Consider the following 19,671-nt stretch of genomic DNA (forward strand, 5'->3'; position numbering starts at 1 on the left):
GGGACGGGGTTGCGAGAGGCGCCGAGAGCCCCGCTTTCCTTTATTCCTTCACCTTAGTCATGACGGCCGTCATGGAAAAAGCCGCCCCCGATAGGGCGACCGCCAGTTTCAAAGATAGATTTAGCGGCGGAGCCTGAGCTCCGCCGTTGGGATGACGTCAATCGAAGGCCGACATCTGAGCTGCGGCCGCTTTGCGGTCGAGCGTCGGGCCGGGATTTTCGACCGGACGGTCGAAGGGCTTCCAGACCTCTCCAACAATCTGCTCGTAGGCTGAGACGGCGCCTTCCGCTGCCATCCGCAGCGCATGAGCCTGAATGCCCATGTCGGCGGCGAACTCGCGCTTGCGCTGGGCGGCGCTGTCATAACCAACCGGACCGTCGAGATCCTCGTCGCGGGCTTCAGCGGCACCCTTGGCGGTGGCATCGCGTGCCTCGCTGACGGCGCGGGAGTAGAACTGGCCGGCACCATGGGCCGAGCCGACATAGGCACCGACGATCCGCTGGAGGTGGATCTGCATTGCGCGTTCCCCGAGGCCGTCCGAGAGGCCCGTTGCAGTCTCGACGATCAGGCGCTCGTGCATGTCACGGATACCGTCGCTGTCGAGAATGGCGGCTCCAAAACTCTCCGCGATCTTCAGCGCCTGGGCTTCATCGGGGCACGTCAGGCGGACCATCTCGACGGTGGCGCCCTTGCGGAGCTGGAGGACGCGGGCGGATGGACGTGAGGCCTGATTGGAGGATTGCCGGGACTGGGTTGCTGGCTTTGCCATGATGGCTTCCTTTCGTTGTCTGCCGAGGCGGTTTCGGCCCCCTTGGCCGGCCCGTCCTTCGGTGCGGTAGAAAGGGACCGACGCAAGCCGGCCGGTTCAGGGTCCGGGCAGGCCAGATCGAGCAAGGCTGGGGTGCGGGCAAGCGGGGCCAAAGCCCTGCGAAGTCCCGCATTCCTGCTTTGCGACAAGCGGCATGACCTGCCGCCCCGCGGCGCGACAGCGGCCTTGAACCGGACGGGCGTTGGTCCAGACCGCAACGAAACCGAAGGGCGGACCGGCCAAGGGGAACAACCTTGCCGGTCGAGATGGCGGAAGGATCCCGGCGGAGGCCATGGAAACCCGTGCCAGGATCAGACCAGACCGCTGGCGGTTACAACGGGGCCGTCTCAGGTGCCGATTGCGTCAGCCCTCGATAGACCGGTCTGCGCCCGCGGCAGCCAATCCTCAAAGTCCCGTTTTGACAGACCCATCTCACGCGCCGGCTCCCGCAAGAACGCGACAAGATCGTCAAAGAGATCCGCTTTCCGCTGCACCGTCTCGCGAAACGCCTCGGGAACCGGATGATAGGTCGGTTCCGCCCCGTCGGTTGGCTGTTCGCGGATGTCGGCGACATAGGTGTCACCGGAGCTATCGACGTCGCATTGCTCGTCGTCCCATTCTTCGTCGCTGGTGGCCATCCGGCATGCGTCTTCGATGGTTGCGGCCTCGTAAAACCGCCGGCGATAACCCGGCAGATGATATTCGGTGTCGACGCGAAAGCGTGTCATGCTGCGCTCCTTTCGTGTTGGGGGATGACGTGTTGATGATCCCGGAGGGCGGAGATTGCCGATTCCTGGCGCGCCAGCGTTCGGATCAGCGGCTCGATATCGCCCCGGCGCTCGAATTCGAGACGCTCGAGGTTCAATCGAAGCAGCGCTTCACGCGACTGGGTCCAACGTAATCGAGATCGCCCGCACGGCCGAACTGCCCTGCCCCTTCGAGTGGTCGCGACGCGCTCTGCCCGTGCCTCGATCTGTCTGTAGACCAGATCGAAATGTTGCGTGTCTGACGGCGGGCCGCCTCCATACGAGCCAGAAGAAACGCGCCGTCGTCGAGGGAACTAACCGGACACCTCATGTCGTCGTCCTCCCCGACCAGGACAGAAAGGACGACGGCCCGGCATAGGCTTGGTGCCGGGTCTCATTGATGACAAAACCGAAGCGGCCGACCTCATACTCGCTCACTGGCACCAGATATCGCCGCTCTTCGACGCCAAGCGTCCGCTTGCCGCCGCGTGTGGCGATCACTTCCGTCATACCGGAATGATGATCCGACCGAATTGCCGATATCACCACCCAGTCGTCTGCATGATCGCGTTCGAAGCTGCGGCGATCCTTGACGTCGGATTCTCCTGACGAGAGCACGACGCCATGGATCGCTTCCCAGGCATCCGGCTGCCATGTCTTGCAGGTCTCGTCTGCAATTCGCCTCTCATAGCCGGTGAAGAAATCCGGAAAAGTGATGGCGACGGCGGCCCAGCAGCAATCTTCCTCATAGAACCCATCGGACGATCGCAATGAGGCATGGACTTGTCGGTTGCGTTCAGGCGACAGATGGAAGCCGCCATGGCTGGCAGTTGCGTGGCTGACGATGCCCTCGGCATAGACCGTAGCCATCTGCGACCAACCCCATGGGGTGCCGCAGGACTGCCGTTTCTGGACGCGATTGAGGCGCGAGAGGTCACGCCGATGCTCTGCCGTCTCGAGCACGCGCGCGCGAAAGTCAGCCTCGTGCGCCACCCGGCCCTCGTGGCTGTAGAAGGACTGGCGGGTAAGTTCGCCCATGGGGCGATCGACACGCCAGGCGCTGGCGATGAAGCCGCCTGCAGCACCGTCACCCGACGGCAGCATGGCAAGGGTGAGATCGCCGACCCTGGCGACAATGAGGCCGTCGGCCGATCGATCGAAGACGACCTCCGGAAAGTCGGATGCGGCCGTAGCGGTGCTGATCCCTGGACGATCGCTCATACGACAGCCCTCCCCTGCCCCGCATCGACGACCGCCTCCTCGGCGGTCACGTCTTCCAACACGGCTGAAGGATAGCCGTGGCGGGAGAGCCACTCTTCGGCACCCTGACGGCCGGCGGCGAGATGGACGAGTTCGGCATTCTCGCCGGCACGGTCGAAGATGCGGCAACTGCCAACGGCCGGCACCTCGACCACGCTGAAGGTCAGCTTGCTGTCTATCGTGAAGCTCCGATAGACTCGGATCGCGATGACCCCGCCGGCGCCATGATCGCCTTCGTGCAACTTGAAACCGGCCGGCACGATCATGCTGCCGCGCCGATATTCGTCCTGACGGCTGACCAGCCGGCCGGCACTATTGCGGGTCCGCCATGCGGAGAGTTTCTTGACGTGGCGTTCGGGTGGGCGAGGCATGCCGTCGGACCAGGCCAGGACGGAACCGATCGGCGCCAGAAAAACGAGATGGGTGGACATATGGGAGGGCATGGAAAACTCCTGGGTGACTTGAGGATCGTGAAAACGGAACCGCCGCCGTTGGAGACCACGGGCGGCGGCTGAGCGTTGAGGAGAGGTTCCGTTAGCTGCGAAGGGTGCGGTTATTCCGCCGCGATGGCGTAGGCGCCGTCGTCGTCATCGAGATCGTCGATGCCGGGTTCGGTGGTGTCGCCGTCCTCTGCGTCATCCTCAACGGGATCATCACCGGGATCTGTTGCGCCCTCGTGATCACTGTCATGGCTGACATGATCGGCAATGCCGTCCTCCTCCACTTCGGTCTGATCGAATGCGTCGCCATACTTCTTGAGGTCGGCGATCTCCTTCGGTTCGGGAGCGAAAAGCGCCGAGTTGTGAACGAAGCGTTCCTCGCCGAAATGACTGACGAGCGCGGCGCGCGTCTCCCGCACCTTCTGGCGCGGCGTGACACCGACGTCTTTGGAAGCCGTTTCAAGCGCTTGCCTGGACAGGCAAAGCAGGAAATCCTCCGACCCCATGTTGGCGAGGAAACTGTCGGCGCCGATCGTAGCACCGGCGATCCGTGAGACGACACCGCTGTTCGACATGCCACGACGGCACGACAGGACATCGATGAGGGCCGAGCGCGCCACAACCCGCACCGTCTCCATGTCCGTGCTAAGTTCGCCGTCATCCGAGAGCAGACGCGCGGCATGCCGGCGGAGCCGACCCGGTCCTATCACGGTATCGCTCGCGCCGGAATCGACGCGGACATTCAGCCCCGCAAACGCGATGACGAGCAGCGCCATCAGCGTGTCGTCCTCGATCGGCGCGCGACCGAGCGCCTCATGCAGGGCATCGGTGCGGAAGTCGCCGATCATGTCCTGCCCCTTCTGCGTGACGTCAGGCCGGACCTTCGGAGCCTCGATCACGGCGCCGTCGTCGCTCCCACCGCTGGCCGCAGCGCCCTTGGTCTTCTTCTCTTCTGGCATGCGATACGCGACCGACTGCACCTTGCCGTCGCGGTCGAGGTACATGCCGACATGGTCGGACTTCGACGGCTTGCCATAGACGCGCTCGGCCTTTTTCGGCAGCTCAGGCTGCCCCCAGTTGTTGACCTCGACGATCGCGCCCTTCTTCGGCAGATTGGACGTCATCCATTCCTGCTGCGCCCCGAGGAACGCTTCGACATTGGTTGTGTAGCGGCTGTCCTGATCGGCCGGTGCGAAGAGATCCTCGACCCATTCGATACCGTAGGCGCTTGCGAGATCATCGCCGAAGCTGGCATCCTTGGCGAACATGCGGGTCTTGGAGAGGGCCCGCGCGATATTGTACCAGTCGGCCCGCTCGGCTTTCTTGGGCTTGTTCGCGTTCCAGACTTCCTTCTGCTCCTCAAGCGACGCCGCGGCGATCGTGCGCAGCTGCTGCTCGTTCGGCATATCGCCGAGTGCCATATGATCGAGCATCGCGGCCAGGACATTGGCGAGAAGCCTCAGCTTGCGGATCTGACGGACGGGAAGCGCCAGTGCGACGCCGATCGCCTCTTCCGTCCAGCCGAGGGCCACAAGCCGTTCGATGCCACGCCATTGATCGATCGGATTAAGCGGCTCGCGGGCGATGTTTTCGACCATCGAGCGCATGGCGCCGTTGTCGTGGGCGGCCTCGCGAACGATGACTTCGATCTCGTCGAGTCCGGCGGCGATCGCCTGGGCCACACGACGATGGCCTGCCTGGATAATGAGGCCATTGCCGCCATCTGTTTCGGGCGAAACGATCGGTGGCTGGATGATGCCGACAGCCTTCACCGTGGCCAGAAGCAGAGCGTCGGCCTGCGGCGAGGACTTGGACCGGCGGGCATCGTCGGGATTGCCCTTCAGCGCACGAGGATCGATTTTGAGGATCTGCATGTCATTTGCTCCTTGCGGGTTTTTAGAGCGGCGGTCGCCACCCCTTTCTGCCTTCAGTTCTTTCCGAAGACATTTTCCGGACCGCGGAGCGAGCGGGCCGGCGCAACTGCGCCCGAGCGACCCTGCCAGGCAGGGTGAGTGGGGCTTTCAGCCCTGCGAGACCGACGGGCAGGGTTGTGGAGGGGGCGGTTGAGCAAAGCGGCGCCGGATCGGGCGATCTGCGAGGGGGGGCCCTCTTTTCTTCTTTTCCTTCTTCATGTTTCTCGCTTCAGATGGGAAATATGCTCGGCATGGCATCCTGCACCCGAATTGGACGGTGTTACGTTCCGGATTGGACGCACTTGAAATCCGGATTGGACGGGCGTAATTTCCGAATCGGACGGATCATTGCGATCACTTCAGAGGAAATTAGCTAATGACCGGCGCGAACAAAGGAAACGAGCTCTATCCGAGAGGAGCGGCCGTACGTGTGGCCGTGGCGATCACTGACACGCCGGTGGTTCTCGTAAATGGGCCGCGACAATGCGGCAAGACCACGCTGGTGCGCTCCCTCTTCAGCGGCGACCGGCCCTATTTCACCTTGGACGACGAGACGACGCTTGCATCCGCAAAAGCCGACCCGGTCGGGTTCGTCCGGCAAATCGATACCGCAATCCTCGACGAGGTGCAGCGCGCTCCCGAATTGCTGCGCGCAATCAAGAGCGCGGTCGACACTGACCGTAGACCCGGTCGCTTTCTTCTGACGGGATCCGCCAATATCCTCGCCCTTCCCACGGTTTCGGAAAGCCTTGCTGGCAGGATGGAAGTCGTCACGCTTTTGCCCCTCGCACAGGCAGAGATCCGGCAGGGGACTGGCAATTTTCTCGACAAGGCGTTCGCCGGAGACCTCACAGCGCCGCGAAACCTCGTGATGGGACCAGATCTGATAGAGTGCGCCCTAACCGGGGGGTATCCGGAAATGGTCGCACGCGCTGATCCTCGTCGCCGATCCGCCTGGGCCAGAGAATACATTCGCGCAATCGTGGAGCGCGACGTAACCGAAATTGCCGATGTCGAGCGCCTCGACCAGATGCCTCAACTCCTTCGCGCACTGGCACATCATTCCGGACAATTGTTGAATTTTGCGCAGCTCGCGGGCCAGATCGGTCTCGATGACAAGACGGCGCGTCGCTATATCGGCATTTTCGAAAACCTGTTTCTCGTCCGCCGCATAGAACCGTGGTTTCGAAATCCGCTGAAGCGCCTGGTAAAGACGCCAAAGCTGGTCTTCCTGGACAGCGGGCTCCTGGCGGCGCTGACGGGATTGACGGCAGATCGCATGGCGAAAGACAGGTCCGCGGTCGGAGCACTCCTGGAGACGTTCGTCGCCAATGAGATCCTCAGGCTCGCTACATGGAGCGAGGTTCGCCCGACCGTCCATCATTATCGCGATAAGGACCAGGACGAGGTCGATATCATCCTGGAGGACGAAGCCGGAGACTTGATCGGCCTTGAGGTTAAGGCCGCTGCGACCGTCACCTCCCACGATTTCAAAGGTCTGAGAAAAGTCGCCAGTGCCTCCGGAGACGCTTTCAAGGCCGGTTGGGTCCTCTATGACGGCGATAAGATCCTGCCATTCGGCGATAAACTGGCTGCCGTCCCACTTTCCTTTCTCTGGAGCAGTTGATCAACGATCCATAAGGTGAGGTCCGGCCAGCGTCAGAGCCGACGTGCTTGAATGAGAAAACCCATGAAGCTTTATCAACCCGGCGACACGAGCAAGGCGATCTGCCCGCACTGTGGCACGCTCGTTTCAACGACCTTCGCCTATCGCGATGTGCCATTCGATGACGGAAACGGTATAGTTAGAGGCATCCTGGCTGCGGTCTGCGACAAGTGCGAAGCTGTGGTATCGATCCCCGTACAATCGACGCTCACCATCCGGCGCGCAGGAGGCAGCGAGTAGTTGACTTACGGTCAGCATCCAGGCGCGGGAGATAGAGATTGTCAGAACAGAGTAGAGCCATCGAATGATGCCTTCTAGGTTCTCGACCTCACAAGCGACAGAGCATCCACCAATATACGCTTCAAGATACGTTTCCTGTCAGCCGGGCTGGCAATGAGAGTTTCGGGCTCAACGGCGAGTGATTGCTCACTGACTTGCGCAGTCAAAGGCGAGATCGCAGACCCTGCATCAACCGTCGGGGCGACAGTGATATGCGTTATGTTGCTTCGTCGGCTTTGACGGAAACGGTGATCTTCTCTCCGGAGCGGACCCGTGCAGCTGCTTTCTCAGCGGCTTCCTGTTCGTTTTCGGCTTCAACCAGCAATGTCTGGGTTACGAGATAAAATGGCATGTGTTCCCGCTGTATTTTCTTGGCGTAGACCTCATCCGCGTTGCTGCCCCGGTCAAGCTACAGCATCTCTATTGCAGCCTTCATCCGGACAAAAAAGGCGCTCAACCCGAACGGGGAGCGCCTTTTTCTCTATCCCGGCACAATGTCGGACGCCGCGGCGTGTGCCGCGAGCAGGACGTCGTTTCATCGGGAAGTGATCCTGAGATATTGTTGACGAGGCAGGTTTTCAAGTCGCCGTCCGCATTGGTGGCTGATACAGGTCTCGGCCCACGCCAAAACATGTTCGAGGTTCATATGGCCACTGATTCCGAAGCCCGGAAAGCAATGGCGCAGCGCGCCATCGACCGCGCAGCAGCCCGCGGCGTTCCGATCGACCAGGATCCTGCTTTCCTCGCTTTGCTGGACGAGTGGGGCCAAGGTCAGATCGAGTTCAAGGAGTTGCGCGCGAGCGATACCTGGACCTTTTGGCGCTCCAGGCCGCCAAGCGGCGAGGCCGTTGGAGGAGCCGGATAGGCAGAGCCCGGCCGGCATCATCGGATGAGCCAACGGACGAATAAAAAAAAGGGCCGCCGGTGAAAACCGCGGCCCGTAAAGTGTGGAGATTTTGAACCTCCAGAGGGGAACAGCTGCTGCGACGGAACTGGGAGGAGACCGTCATGTGCATCAGCTGTAGGCGTTATGATCTTTTTTTGATCACGCCGCATCCATTTATTGTGCAGCGTAGCTATGCAGCTGGCGCGGCTCTCGCTCCCTCGGTCTCGGCGACCACCTCGGCGGCCAGATCATCCTCGACCTCACGCAGCTGCTTTCGCTTGGCATCGAGCTCGGCGGCAAACTGGAACTGGCCACCGGTGCGCGTTCGATAAGACGCCAAACGGCGCTCGGCCTCCTCAAGCCGGCGGCGATACTGCCGCTGCTCCTCATTGAAACCGTCAAGCGCATGCTCCAGGCGCGAGATCGCGCCCAGTGGTGTGACCGTGATCGACAGATCGATCTCATATTCAGCGCCAGTGCGCTGGAGCAGCGTCTCGAAGCGATAACCGTCGCCCTTGCCGAAGCGCTCACCCTCAAAGACCAGATGGAAGCCGCCGATCGTGGCGAGATGCACCTCACCTTCCTGCTGCAGCTGAAGCAGTGTGAGGATCTCCTTCATCAAAGCGCGACCGGCTTCCTTGCGCTCGGTGTGATCTTTGCCGAGCACCACCATGGCGAAGGCGTCGCCGGCGGTCTGCCGAAGGCGCTTGATGTCCTGGCCGATCTCGCCGATGCGCCGGGTCGAGACCTCGATCTCACGCTCGGCATCACGCATTTGCCTGCGGACAGCATATTGATCGTCCTCATGGGCAGCGCGCAGCCGTTCAAGTCGGGCGATATCAGCTTCCAGTCCGGCCTTCTGCATCAGCCGCTCATCGCCTGAAGCGATGGCCTTGGCCATGGCGAACTGGTTGGCCGCGCCTTCGCCGACATCTTCGAGCCGTCGGATCGAGGTGTCGCCGGAGAGCGCGGCGGCAATGAACCGGGCCTTGCGCTCGTTGTTCTGCCACATGCTGGCGTCGAGACTTCCCTCGGTGGCATAGGCGAAGATATCGACTTCATCGTGCTGGTTGCCCTGGCGCACGATGCGGCCTTCGCGCTGCTCGATCTGCGATGGCAGCCATGGCACATCGAGATGATGGAGGGCCTTCAGCCTCAGCTGAGCGTTAACGCCGGTGCCCATCGTTTCGGACGAGCCGATCAGGAACCGCACCTTGCCGGCGCGAACGTCGCCGAACAGCCGCTGCTTGGCCTCGGTCTTCTTAAAATCCTGCATGAAGGCAATTTGCGATGCCGGTACGCCGAGCCGGATCAGCTCGTCGCGGATGAACCGATAGGCCGAAAAGCCTCGGGTCTTTTCGACATTGATCGTGCCGAGATCGGAAAAGATCATCTGGGCGGCGCCCGGCAAATCAAAATCCTTGCCGTTGGGGCGCTTATAAATCGCTTCGCCGGTTTCCTCCCATATCCGGTGGGCATTGCGGACGAGCAGATTGAGCTTGTTGTCCTGCTCATTCTCGGCCGCCGGCATGACGAAGCGCAGGTCGATCGCCGCATGGCGACCATCTGTGATGACCGAGAGCAGGATGTCGTCGCCGGGCTTGGCCGGCCCTTCGCGTTTTTCGATCGCCTTGATTCGACTATCGAGCCTTTGCTGATAGGTCCTGAACAGCGCCGTCGGCTTGGCTGTCAGGATCTGCCGGCGGCCGGTCGAGATGTTCGGCACCTTCACATATTGCCTAAGATCGTCGGGCATGACGACGTCTGCGAAGGAGCGGAACATGGCGATCAGCTCCGGCACGTTGACGAAGCTCGCGAAGCGGCTGACCGGCTTGTATTTGCCCGATGGCTGGATTTCGAGCTCCGTCGTCGTATCGCCAAAGCAGGAGGCCCAGGCATCGAATTCATGCAGCCCGCGCTCGGCGAGTGCTACATGGCCGAGCAGCCGTTGGATCGAGAACATCTCACCCAGCGTGTTTGTGATCGGCGTGCCGGAGGCGAGAACCAGTGCCCGGCCTGGGTTCTTCGTCTCGATATAGCGGGATTTGACATAAAGATCCCAGGCACGTTGCGATCCATTGGGATCGATGCCCTTCAGCGTCGACATGTTGGTGGCGAAGGACAGTTTGCGGAATTCCTGCGCCTCGTCGACGACGATCTGGTCTACGCCGATCTCCGAGATCGTGAGAAGATCGTCCTTGCGAGTAGCGAGACCTTCAAGCCGTTCCTGCAAACCTTCCTTCAGCCGCTCGAGGCGCTTGCGCGAGACGCGGTCTTCGCCGTCGACCTTGGTCAGCAGGTCCTCGTAGAGCTGCAGCTCGTCCTGGATCATCTGCTGTTCGAAGGCCGAGGGGACGGCGATGAAACGGAACGCGGAATGGGTGATGATGATCGCATCCCAGGTCGCGGTCGCCGCACGTGACAGGAACCGTGCGCGCTTGTCCTTCGTGAAGTTGGTCTCGTCTGCGACGAGAATGCGGGCATTCGGATAGAGCGCCAGAAACTCGCGCGCCGCCTGCGCCAGGCAATGGCCGGGTACGACGAGCATGGCCTTGGCGATCAGGCCGAGACGGCGCTGCTCCATGATGGCAGCGGCCATGGTCATTGTCTTGCCGGCGCCGACGGCGTGAGCGAGATAGGTGGAGCCATCGGCGATGATCCGCCAGATACCGCGTTTCTGGTGCCCATAAAGAACGAAGGCGCCAGAGGCGCCGGGAAGTTTGAGATGGGAGCCATCGAATTTGCGCGGCGCGATATTGTTGAAGCGATCATTGTAATCGCGGGCCAGCCGGTCGGTTCGGTCCGGATCTGTCCAGACCCAATCCTGGAACGCCTGCTTGATCCTCTGCAGCTTGTCGCGCGCAGCCTCTGTATCGACGACGTTCAAGACCCGACGCTCGCCATCGGCGTCCCTGAACACGTCAAAAATCTGCGGGACCCGGCTGTTGAGCGCATCGGCGAGAAGGTCGCCGGCGTGGCGGCGGCTCGTGCCCCATTCGGACGTACCGGCCGCACTGTAGCCGAGCTGTCGTGCCTCCACGGTCCAGGACCCTAGCTCCGGCATATGGTGGATCCGAATATCGGCGTCCATCCTTTGCTTGACGAAGGCAACGACGTCGGCGGCCGGGATCCACGGTGCCCCAAGACGCGCGGTGATGTCGGAGGGACGAAGGTCTGCCGGCTGTACATCGGTCAAGGCGCGGACGTTTCGCTCGTAGGTCGGATCGAGTTCGACAGCGGCCTGGGCTGCGGCCAGCTTGGTGCGAACCGGCCCCGAGAGGTAGTCATCGGAGGTCCGCCACGAGCCCTCGGCCGGATCGCGAAAAATTGCCTCGCCGAGGTCCAATATCACTGCATCGCAATTGCGATGCATGAGCTCGGCGATGTGATCGATATCGACACGGCCTCGCTCATTCAGGACGACGGCAAGCGCATCCGCGGCCTAAGTAACATTGGGTGCCATCGGCGGCGAGATGACCCGCTCAGAAAAGATAGGCCCCGGTCGGGCGGTGTCTGTTTCGAGGTCGTAGTCCTCGATAGAGGCCACCAGCCAGCAATCGGGATCGTCGCGGAAGGGTGCAAGGTTCGGCTGGCGATGGGCCTCTTTCACCTCACCGGTCGCGGCATCCTCCTGGATGGAGACGGTGGTGTGGTTGATCGGCCCGAAATCGCGGACAAAGTTCGACCATGCGATGCGCAGCCGAACCTGAAGATCGCGCCAGGGCCGATCGGTCTCCTGCGCCTTCAGCACCTCACGCACGGCGTCTCGGATCGGGATCAGTTTCGAGATGATCCGGACATGCTTTTCCGAAATCCCCTCGCCAGTGCGGCCTTTGCGGACGGTAATCGGCACAGCCGATCCGTCAACCATCTGCATCAAGCCTTTCGACCGGTCGATGAAGAAGCTACCCTCGCGAACAGGTCCGTCCTCCGGCTGCAGGCCGACGATCTCGGCGAGTTCATCCTCCAGATCGATGTTGATCGGCGTCGGCTCGCCGTCGTAGAGATCGGCTGGCAGGAGATCGATTGCCACGGTGAGGGCGTTTTCGAGATCGTCGCCACTGTGGGGCCAGCACGTATAGGTCTCACCGAACGGCCCGGAGGTCAGCGCGTGGGTGCCGAGCACGAAATTCGGATGGCGGGTGAACCACCTGTTTACGCGGATCGCACCTTCGTCATCGGTAGCAGGCTGGACCTCGCCGATATCGAGCCAAGTCTGATCACCTTCCGGCTCGTCGGCCTTGCGCTTGCGGAAGAACAGGATGTCGACGACGACATCGGTCCCCGCACCTTGCCGAAAGCTTCCCTCGGGCAATCGGATCCCCGCAATTAGATCGGCAGACTTGGCGATATGTTCGCGCGCGGTCCTGTCAGCCTTATCCATCGTACCATGGGACGTGACGAAGGCGGCAAGTGCACCGGGCTTCAGGAGATCGATCGACCGTGCAATGAAGTAGTCGTGAAGGCAAAGGCCGAGCGCTCGATAAGCGCGGTCCGAGCGGAAGGTGCGATCGGAAAAGGGTGGATTGCCGATCGCAAGATCGTAGATCGGCGTAAGATCAGTGCGGGCGAAGTCGCCGTTGATGATTCGGGCCTTTGGCTGAAGGAGACCGACGATTCGGGCAGTGACCGGATCGAGCTCGATGCCGGTGACATAGGCGGTCTCGCGATAGTGCTCCGGCATCAGGGCCGGGAATAGGCCCGTACCGACGCCCGGCTCCAGCACCCGACCGCCGCGCCAGCCGAGCTTCTGAACCCCAGCCGAGATCGCCCGGATGATGAACTCTGGCGTGAAGTAGGCATATTGGGTGCAGCGGGCGAGCGACGCATAATCCGCCTCAGAGACCGCTGTTTCGAGCGAGGAGCCGAGATTGTCCCAGCCTTGGCGGAAATCGACCTCACCCGGACGGCGAAACATGCCATTGGCTAGCTCGCCGGCGCCGAATCCGGTGAAGCGGATCAGTTGCGCCTGCTCTTCAACTGTTGCCGGCCGCTCCTGCTTGGCAATGCCGTCGGCGACGAGGATAGCCGCGACATTGGCGCGGGCGCGATCCTTCCAAGAAGCACCCAGTTCGCGGTTACCGTCGAGATAGAAATTCTCCCTTCGCCCTGCACAACGAGAAGGGCTTGCGGGAACCGGGAGGGCGGGTGCTGGCGCTGGCGACACTGGATCGGGATCGTCGTCATTGGCAGCATCGCGAAACAGGCCACCGAAATCGGTAACGCCCAGACCAAGGCCCGACGAAAGAGCGCTTGAGCCGAACATGTCGTAGGTGAAGGGATCACCTTGTGCCATGTAAAATTCTCCTGTCTTGGGACATGCGCCTGCATCCGCGGACAAGGCCGTGGCATTTTGGGCGCTCGATTGTGGGAGGGATGACCGGTAGTCGGCGTCAGAGACGGATGAGGTCGATCGTCATCGCGCTGTCGAATACGCGCGGCGTCCGGCGCGGCGCTCATCAGACGTTCAAGCTCGACGGCGTCGAGAAACTCCACACCATCATCGCCGCCGAATGTGCAGCGCTTGACCTCGAACCAATCGTCGTTCTGAGTGGGATCGCATTCGTAAGCATAGACGACGAGCGGCCGCGCTCCGGCAAGCTTTCCATTCGAGCAGAGATAGACGCCATGGTCGCCGACCAGCCAGAGACCCGGCTTGCGGTTGTCGATGTCTGAGAACCCGCCATGGGGATCGCGAAACCCGCCATTGGCATCTGCGTCGGCGATACCTCGGGCAATGACTTGGCGTACAGCCTCAATCGAGAAGGTGAGCATCGTCTCGCCACCTCACGCTGCAATCACATCGGGAAGATGGCGAAGCTGGACCGGAAGCTTGGCGGCAACCTCATCGTCAGTCAGATCGGCAAGCAGTTTCAGGATGGTCCCGCGACCGGCGCTCCACAACATAATCGTCCGCTGCCCCCTATCGTCTTCGGACCAGCGATCGCTGGCATATCCGCGATAATCGTCCGCAGTGCTCGACCAGATATGCTCCAGTCGTTCCTCGCGGGTCATTGCGCGAACCGGGCGGGTTTCGCGCTCGACGATGGCGCCGCGCATACGTTCAAGCGACCCCTGTTCGGAAAGGTCGCAATAGCCATGAAAGTGCCGGATAGTCCCGTCGATCGAGAGTTTGAAGAAGATGCTTGTGATTGAGCCGATAAGATATTCACGCATCGCGAACAGGTCGCCACGCATAAACAGCGGCGGAAGGATCTCGAACATGTAGTCATGTGAAGCTTCGTCGATTTCGAACCACTCGCCACGGTAAAGAGCGCTGTCGTCGCCCGTCCATCGGTTAGGACGCTGAATATGACGGTCGAACATGCGGAACATTTGCCGGCGATCGGCGATACCCTGGAAGACTTTGCGGATGGAGGTGACGGTCATTGCGGGCTCCTTCGGCCATGTCCGGGCTTGAAGCCTGGCGATCCGCTTGGTCGCCATAGTCTCTTCAGCCCTTCTGGACCCCTCACCTCAGGCCGCCTCCCCGTCCGGTCGGGTCAAGGGCCGGCAAAGCCGGGCAAAGCTTCACCCTTGACGCGCCCGCCGGGCATGCGGCAGGCCTCTTCCGCTCCCGTCCCCTGCCCTTTCCATCTAGCTTTTCCTTCTCTCTATTTTTCGCGCGCGCAGCGCATCGTTCCAGTCTTCCTCTGGCGGTTTGAGGCGCAGCCAGTCGCAACCGGCCGCATCGGCGATATCGCGCAGCCGGCTGGCGAAGGTTTCGCCCTGGCTGTCGGCATCCGTTGCAGCGACGAGCCGGGCGCCTGGGCGAGAGGCGAGCCTCCTTATCGCCTTGTCCGTGGTCGGAGACCAGCCGCCACCGGTGCTGAGATAGAGACTGCCCTCGCGGAGTCCCTCCAACGCTGCAAGGCTCATGGCATCGATCGCTGCTTCGGTCACGCAGAGCCGCAAGGCGTCTTCGGCACCAAATCGGAAAAGTACTTTTGAACCGCCGGTGGCGAAGCCGCGCCAGGCCGGGCCACGCTCTTCCCAGCCTGACACGGCTCCGTCGTCATCGAAATGTGCTGCCCATAAGCTGCCATAAGGACCTTCGCGCAGGAGGTCAGCCCGAACGGCGGCGAGGATTACGGGGGCAGGGAGGCTGCGTTCCGACCGCAGATAGCTCCAGGCTGCCGACCCCCGCCACGGTATGCGGCGTTCTGCCCAGCGCGTTTGGATGGTGGCGTTCGGATCGCTATCGCCAAGGGCCCGGATATTCGTCACCCGGGGCCACGAAGTCTGCCGCATGGAAACGCTGATCAAACCTGCAACACGCTCAACGGCATGACCGAAGGACAGCCCGTGGAGATGTACGACAAGGCCGAATACATCGCCCTTCACGTCCGAAAGGGGATCGAACCATCCCCTCCCCTCGTGAATTACGATGACGATTTCTGAGCCGCGCCGGTACTTGACCGCCCGCCGCGTGCTTTCTTTCATGTCTATTGCAAAGCCGGCTCCTTCGAGCACGGCAGCGCACGGGACGCGGTCCCGCAGCGTTTCCAGTTCCTTTCTTTCCATTATTTTCCCGAGCCGGAGGCCCGCCCTTGTTTGTTTTTTCTTTCCCCACATTACGCAGGTGCCCTCCGCATGCCGCGAAGAGCAAAGGAGGCAAGGGCGCGGATGGCGCTTCATGTCGAGCGGATAGCTCCGCGAGCGAATGCCAACCGCGGCGAAGCCTACCTTGCCGCCTGCCGATCGCAAGCGGCACCTAAGCGAGCTGAGAGCACGTGGAAACAGAGCCTTGGAATGAGCCCGCAGGGTTTTTCACGTCCCCAGTCTGTGGATTTATCCGGCAGACAGAGAACGGATGAAGAAATTCAAGAAGACGGTTTTGATTTTCGAGGCGAAAAATAGCAACGAAAATAGCGCAGTATTTTCAGTTGGTTATCAATGTTGGCAGCTGCCAACTGTTATCCGGCGATGAAATGCCCGAGACCGTTCGCCCGTAACGCAGCCATTACCATCGGTCCAGGAGAAAACTCGCCAATTTCAGTCCTTCGTGTCAGATCGCGGAGGTAGGCGCCCGGAGAATTGATAAACGCGGCCCGCTCCAGAATACACGACAAAACAACGGCAGCGTTCTCTGGCCCCAAGGCCTCGCAAGCATCTTGGTAAGCGGGGGGACTGATACCAAGCATAGACCGGACCGTGACTGCGGCCGTCATCAAGTCGCGCCAGCTCGAAACAACTCCGCCGGGCGCGTAATCGATCACTGTCGGGCATGCCTTCAGCACGACACCCAAAGAAAAGACTTTCATCGGCTCGCTCTTGCGGGTGTTGTTTTGACGCAGCATTGCCCCCTGCTCTTTTCGAGAGCTTGGTTCAAGTTCATATGTGGATTCGGTATTTGAATTCTGTATGTGCTGCTCTATTTGAGCGCCATTGCCGCTCTTATTTTCAGTTTCTTTATGAATTTCCAACCGGTTGACGACTTCTTCGTGAAGCATTCGGATTTCATCGAGAAGCGGAGCGGTGGTGGCGAGCGTCTGGATGCGCGGAATTCGAGAGACGATCTCGACGTAGATAGCCTCAATTGCAAACCAGTCGCCTGGAGCACCCTCCTTCATTGCTGCCGTGATCAGTTTGCGCACATCACGCCGGTAAAGGCTGAGGCTCTCTTTGGCCTTGCGCAACGCGGCACGATCGGCCGCAACTTTCTGCGCCATCAACGCCAGTTCTTCAGAACGGGCCAAGAGCGGCGCCAGGTCGAATCCGAATGCAGTCTCGATCTCGCCGTCGTGGTCCTTGCGGGCGTACCGCTTGCCATTGGGGCTATCCTTACGCACGATCAAACCGGCTTCGACGAGAACCGCAAGGTGGCGCCTCAACGCCGCGCCCGACATGCCGTGTGCCCGTAGCGCGAGCTGGGCGTTCGAGGGAAAGACGATCAGGCTGTCATCCTGACACAGATCATTATTCGGATGGAAGGTCAGCAATGCGTCGAGCACGGCAACGCTGTTGGAATGAATTCCAAGGACTGCCATGGCAGCTGCGACGTCGCGGAAAACCTTCCATTTGTCAGCCGTCTTGCCTGGCGCGATTTCGGCGGTAGCCGCTTGGCGCCGAACGAGCGCAAGCGTCATCGGCCGCCGCCCGAATGGCGTCGTCACACTTCCAGTCTGCATCGTCTCTCACCTTTCAGAAGGCAAAAGAAATCTGCTCACCAAAACGATGCCAAAGACTCTTGACGAGGATTCGTGGAAATGCGATTCTGTGTTTCTCACGACTACAGAAATGGGTTCCACGGTGGCGACGCTGTTGGGGCCTTTTTCTTTTCCCGGCTTACTCTCCGTTGTTCTGTTGATCGTCAGCCAAATGCTCTTCGAAAAGCTTTGGCAATTTCTCTAAAATGAATGCAGCGAATGCCGGCGACAGCTTCTTGTCGACCGTGATTTCGAGCTTTGACTTGCTGTTCCTGATTTCGGCCAACCGGACACCCGATGGCGAGGCGAGAATACCTGGCGCGCCTTTCGCAGCGCGACGAGGCTTCAGGTGCGTGACGACCGCCTTGAAGCGATCTTCCGAACCGAGATGCTGGACAACTTCGGACCATGCGTAGCTTACGGCATCCTGCGGGGCAGGGGCCTTTTCCATGAGCTCTGCGAGTTCAAGCCAACGGGGACGCCCAACACCGGGAGCAGGGCCAACTGCATCGATCAGCTCGGGCGGCAGGGCATCGACAATCGCCAGCATCTTCGACAAGTCAGCCTTGTCGACAGAAAGGGAGGCGATAATGACATCTCGCGAAAATCTCGTTCTCAGCTGTGCCGCAAAGCGCGCTTTTTCGATAAAAGTCAGATCTTGCCGTTCGTTGTTTTCCTGACCTTGAGCGACCACCAGCTCTTCATCGGTCAGTTCACGGACGACGGCTTTGACGCGAAGGCCAATCTCTTTGACTGCGCGTAAACGACGATGGCCAAAAACGGTCTGATATCGCCCACTCTGATCGGGATGGGGACGCACCATGATCGGCACTTGTTGACCATGCTCTCGAACTGACGCGATCAGTCCATCAATATTGCCTTCCATCCTGTCCTGGACGAATGAAGGGTCTATCTCACTGGTGTCAAGTTCGACGACCGCCTGTCCCTTTGCCAGTTGTCGCTCAATTTCCTCGGCGCGCTCGAAGCGCGCTTTACCCTCGGCGAGGGCGGTACCGACCTGATGCGTCAACCGAGACGCAGCAGGAGGTGCCTCGGCGTTAAGCATAGGCAGTACCTTGGCTCGGATCGGCCGTGCCTGCGACGGTTCGGACGAGGACTTCGGTTGGGGAACGCGAAGGATGTCTTTCCTGCTCATGCGGCTCTACCCCATGCTTTTTTGATTAGGGTTTCGATCTCGTCATTGACGTTGTTCATGGATTCCAAGGCTCGATCGTAGGTGGACCGCGTGAATTGTCCCCGTTCCACTTCGTAAAGCGTCTGATTGGTCAGACCGGCATCGGAGACGGCAGTCGTCTTCAGCATGGGGAAGTTCAAGACATTCTCGCCGAAGATCGCTCGCAGATACCCAACCATCTGATTTTGTGGCCCGTCACTCGGTTCAAAACGGGTGACCAGATAGCGCATCCAGTTGTAGGTGAAGTCAGCGCCGGCAGCTTTTATCTCTCTGAGGAGATCCGCCATCATAGCCAGGAACTGGTTCATCGACATCACGTCCAGCATCTGTGGATGAACGGTGATAAGCACTGAGGTGGCTGCGGTGAGCGCAGAGAGGGTCAAATAGCCGAGTTGCGGCGGGCAATCGATGACCACCACATCATAGGCATGCGCGACTTGTCCCAAGACCTCGCCAATCCTGCTAAAAAACATCGTGTCGCCGGGCTTACGTTTCATCAGCGCCGCCGGCGTCTCATGTTCGAATTCCATCAGTTCGAGGTTTCCGGGCACAAGATGCAGGTCAGGGATATAGGTCCCTGTGATGATCTCACCCATCGGCCGCGGATCAGCGTAGCGGATTGCGCCATAGAGACTCTCTCCGGCACCAAGCGTTTCGGGCTGCAAGCCGAATAGAGTGGAGAGGCTGGCCTGCGGATCGAGGTCTATGGCGAGGACGCGGTAGCCTCGAAGTGCAAGATACTGTGCCAGATGAGCTGCGGTGGTTGTCTTTCCAGAGCCGCCCTTGAAGTTCATGACTGAGATAACTTGAAGCTGATCGCCGTCTCTGCGGTGCGGCAGATAGCGCCGCGATCCCCGGCCAACCTCGTCGAGGTGTCTGCGGATAAGGGCGATGTCCTCCACGCTGTAGGAACGACGGCCGCCAAGGCCTGTGGCTACCTGCAACCCTTCAACTTCATTTGAGAGGCGCCGGAGATACACTTCCTTCACTCCGAGCAGCTTCGCCGTTTCCGACGGCTGAAATCTCCGAATGCCTTTCATCGCGTCCGGCGGGAAAGTCGCTAGATGATGGTCCTGAAGCTGTTCCGAGAGGGCATGCGAATGTCGTGTGATGATACCCATCAGGTCTTCATCAACAGGGGCGATTTGGGTCGCGATCTTCGCCATGTTAAAACCATCATCTGAAATTAGCGCTTATGTGCGAAAAGTCTGGTGACTTCCGCTACTGAGAATAAGCACCGATTTTGATATGGCGGCAAGCTATTTAGGGTTAATGAAAGATTAACAACGAGTTGATCCGTTAAGGTATTCCGTCGCCAGATGGCTCAAA

Annotated in this window: 14 protein-coding genes and 3 pseudogenes; 4 read left to right on the plus strand and 13 right to left on the minus strand. The window is 60.4% G+C overall.

The genetic code is table 11. From position 1 onward, the window contains the following. Positions 1-157 precede the first annotated feature (157 nt). Positions 158-769 (minus strand): hypothetical protein, encoded by a 612-nt coding sequence (locus JNB91_RS16345; RefSeq protein WP_220326577.1) that lies wholly within the window; start codon positions 767-769, stop codon positions 158-160. Between the two features lie 386 nt (positions 770-1,155). Beyond that, positions 1,156-1,536, minus strand: coding sequence for a hypothetical protein (locus tag JNB91_RS16350; protein WP_220326578.1), 381 nt, complete (start codon positions 1,534-1,536; stop codon positions 1,156-1,158). 29 nt (positions 1,537-1,565) lie between these two features. Here JNB91_RS16350 and JNB91_RS16355 point away from each other — a divergent pair, with 29 nt between their 5' ends. Beyond that, complete coding sequence (locus tag JNB91_RS16355) at positions 1,566-1,709, plus strand: hypothetical protein (protein WP_220326579.1); 144 nt, start codon at positions 1,566-1,568, stop codon at positions 1,707-1,709. Positions 1,710-1,881: 172 nt separating this feature from the next. On the opposite strand, the gene JNB91_RS16360 is transcribed toward JNB91_RS16355, so the two are convergent. From JNB91_RS16360 to JNB91_RS16370, 3 genes are all read right to left on the minus strand, one after another. After that, positions 1,882-2,775: a DUF7007 domain-containing protein gene (locus JNB91_RS16360; RefSeq protein WP_220326580.1), complete on the minus strand. Its 894-nt coding sequence runs from the start codon at positions 2,773-2,775 to the stop codon at positions 1,882-1,884. After that, a complete protein-coding gene (locus JNB91_RS16365; protein WP_220326612.1) occupies positions 2,772-3,245 on the minus strand; it encodes a hypothetical protein in 474 nt (157 codons plus the stop codon). The genes JNB91_RS16360 and JNB91_RS16365 overlap by 4 nt, the downstream gene beginning before the upstream one ends. Before the next feature lie 122 nt (positions 3,246-3,367). Further along, a complete protein-coding gene (locus JNB91_RS16370) occupies positions 3,368-5,128 on the minus strand; it encodes a ParB N-terminal domain-containing protein (protein ID WP_220326581.1) in 1,761 nt (586 codons plus the stop codon). Between the two features lie 415 nt (positions 5,129-5,543). Here JNB91_RS16370 and JNB91_RS16375 point away from each other — a divergent pair, with 415 nt between their 5' ends. Together JNB91_RS16375 and JNB91_RS16380 are read left to right on the plus strand one after the other, a co-directional pair. Continuing rightward, complete coding sequence (locus JNB91_RS16375) at positions 5,544-6,794, plus strand: ATP-binding protein (protein WP_220326582.1); 1,251 nt, start codon at positions 5,544-5,546, stop codon at positions 6,792-6,794. A gap of 63 nt (positions 6,795-6,857) precedes the next feature. Beyond that, positions 6,858-7,073, plus strand: a complete 216-nt coding sequence (locus JNB91_RS16380; RefSeq protein WP_220326583.1) for a hypothetical protein — start codon at positions 6,858-6,860, stop codon at positions 7,071-7,073. A 256-nt stretch (positions 7,074-7,329) separates the two neighbouring features. Here JNB91_RS16380 and JNB91_RS31170 read toward each other — a convergent pair whose 3' ends face one another. Beyond that, on the minus strand, positions 7,330-7,464 hold the full coding sequence (locus tag JNB91_RS31170) for a hypothetical protein (RefSeq protein WP_262928010.1): 135 nt from the start codon (positions 7,462-7,464) through the stop codon (positions 7,330-7,332). Between JNB91_RS31170 and JNB91_RS16385 the strand changes: the two genes are divergently transcribed. Next, a complete protein-coding gene (locus JNB91_RS16385) occupies positions 7,465-7,977 on the plus strand; it encodes a hypothetical protein (protein WP_220326584.1) in 513 nt (170 codons plus the stop codon). It abuts the gene before it with no gap. A 211-nt stretch (positions 7,978-8,188) separates the two neighbouring features. Here the strand turns inward: JNB91_RS16385 and JNB91_RS16390 are convergent. From JNB91_RS16390 to repA, 7 genes and pseudogenes are all read right to left on the minus strand, one after another. Then, positions 8,189-13,294, minus strand: a pseudogene (locus tag JNB91_RS16390) (DEAD/DEAH box helicase family protein). 191 nt (positions 13,295-13,485) lie between these two features. Then, positions 13,486-13,773: pseudogene (locus JNB91_RS16395) on the minus strand (DUF3085 domain-containing protein); the annotation flags it as partial. Positions 13,774-13,785: 12 nt separating this feature from the next. Continuing rightward, the gene (locus tag JNB91_RS16400) at positions 13,786-14,388 is read right to left on the minus strand and encodes a DUF1419 domain-containing protein (protein ID WP_220326585.1); all 603 of its coding nucleotides are present in this window, start codon (positions 14,386-14,388) and stop codon (positions 13,786-13,788) included. Positions 14,389-14,529: 141 nt separating this feature from the next. Continuing rightward, positions 14,530-15,522 (minus strand): annotated as a pseudogene (locus tag JNB91_RS16405) (DUF3991 and toprim domain-containing protein). Between the two features lie 392 nt (positions 15,523-15,914). Further along, positions 15,915-17,129, minus strand: a complete 1,215-nt coding sequence (gene repC, locus JNB91_RS16410) for a plasmid replication protein RepC (protein WP_220326586.1) — start codon at positions 17,127-17,129, stop codon at positions 15,915-15,917. A gap of 157 nt (positions 17,130-17,286) precedes the next feature. Continuing rightward, positions 17,287-18,303: a plasmid partitioning protein RepB gene (repB, locus tag JNB91_RS16415; protein WP_220326587.1), complete on the minus strand. Its 1,017-nt coding sequence runs from the start codon at positions 18,301-18,303 to the stop codon at positions 17,287-17,289. Beyond that, a complete protein-coding gene (gene repA / locus JNB91_RS16420; protein WP_220326588.1) occupies positions 18,300-19,508 on the minus strand; it encodes a plasmid partitioning protein RepA in 1,209 nt (402 codons plus the stop codon). The genes repB and repA overlap by 4 nt, the downstream gene beginning before the upstream one ends. Positions 19,509-19,671: the final 163 nt, after the last annotated feature.

Source organism: Aliirhizobium wenxiniae, assembly GCF_019511445.1.
GTDB lineage: Bacteria > Pseudomonadota > Alphaproteobacteria > Rhizobiales > Rhizobiaceae > Neorhizobium > Neorhizobium wenxiniae_A.

Excerpts from the sequence above, each read along its gene's own strand:
- JNB91_RS16350 (WP_220326578.1), bottom strand. The coding sequence starts at position 1,536 with ATGACACGCTTTCGCGTCGACACCGAATATCATCTGCCGGGTTATCGC.
- JNB91_RS16370 (WP_220326581.1), bottom strand. The coding sequence starts at position 5,128 with ATGCAGATCCTCAAAATCGATCCTCGTGCGCTGAAGGGCAATCCCGAC.
- JNB91_RS16400 (WP_220326585.1), bottom strand. The coding sequence starts at position 14,388 with ATGACCGTCACCTCCATCCGCAAAGTCTTCCAGGGTATCGCCGATCGC.
- repB (WP_220326587.1), bottom strand. The coding sequence starts at position 18,303 with ATGAGCAGGAAAGACATCCTTCGCGTTCCCCAACCGAAGTCCTCGTCC.
- repA (WP_220326588.1), bottom strand. The coding sequence starts at position 19,508 with ATGGCGAAGATCGCGACCCAAATCGCCCCTGTTGATGAAGACCTGATG.
- repC (WP_220326586.1), bottom strand. The coding sequence starts at position 17,129 with ATGCAGACTGGAAGTGTGACGACGCCATTCGGGCGGCGGCCGATGACG.
- JNB91_RS16380 (WP_220326583.1), top strand. The coding sequence starts at position 6,858 with ATGAAGCTTTATCAACCCGGCGACACGAGCAAGGCGATCTGCCCGCAC.
- JNB91_RS16345 (WP_220326577.1), bottom strand. The coding sequence starts at position 769 with ATGGCAAAGCCAGCAACCCAGTCCCGGCAATCCTCCAATCAGGCCTCA.
- JNB91_RS31170 (WP_262928010.1), bottom strand. The coding sequence starts at position 7,464 with ATGCCATTTTATCTCGTAACCCAGACATTGCTGGTTGAAGCCGAAAAC.
- JNB91_RS16375 (WP_220326582.1), top strand. The coding sequence starts at position 5,544 with ATGACCGGCGCGAACAAAGGAAACGAGCTCTATCCGAGAGGAGCGGCC.
- JNB91_RS16365 (WP_220326612.1), bottom strand. The coding sequence starts at position 3,245 with ATGTCCACCCATCTCGTTTTTCTGGCGCCGATCGGTTCCGTCCTGGCC.
- JNB91_RS16360 (WP_220326580.1), bottom strand. The coding sequence starts at position 2,775 with ATGAGCGATCGTCCAGGGATCAGCACCGCTACGGCCGCATCCGACTTT.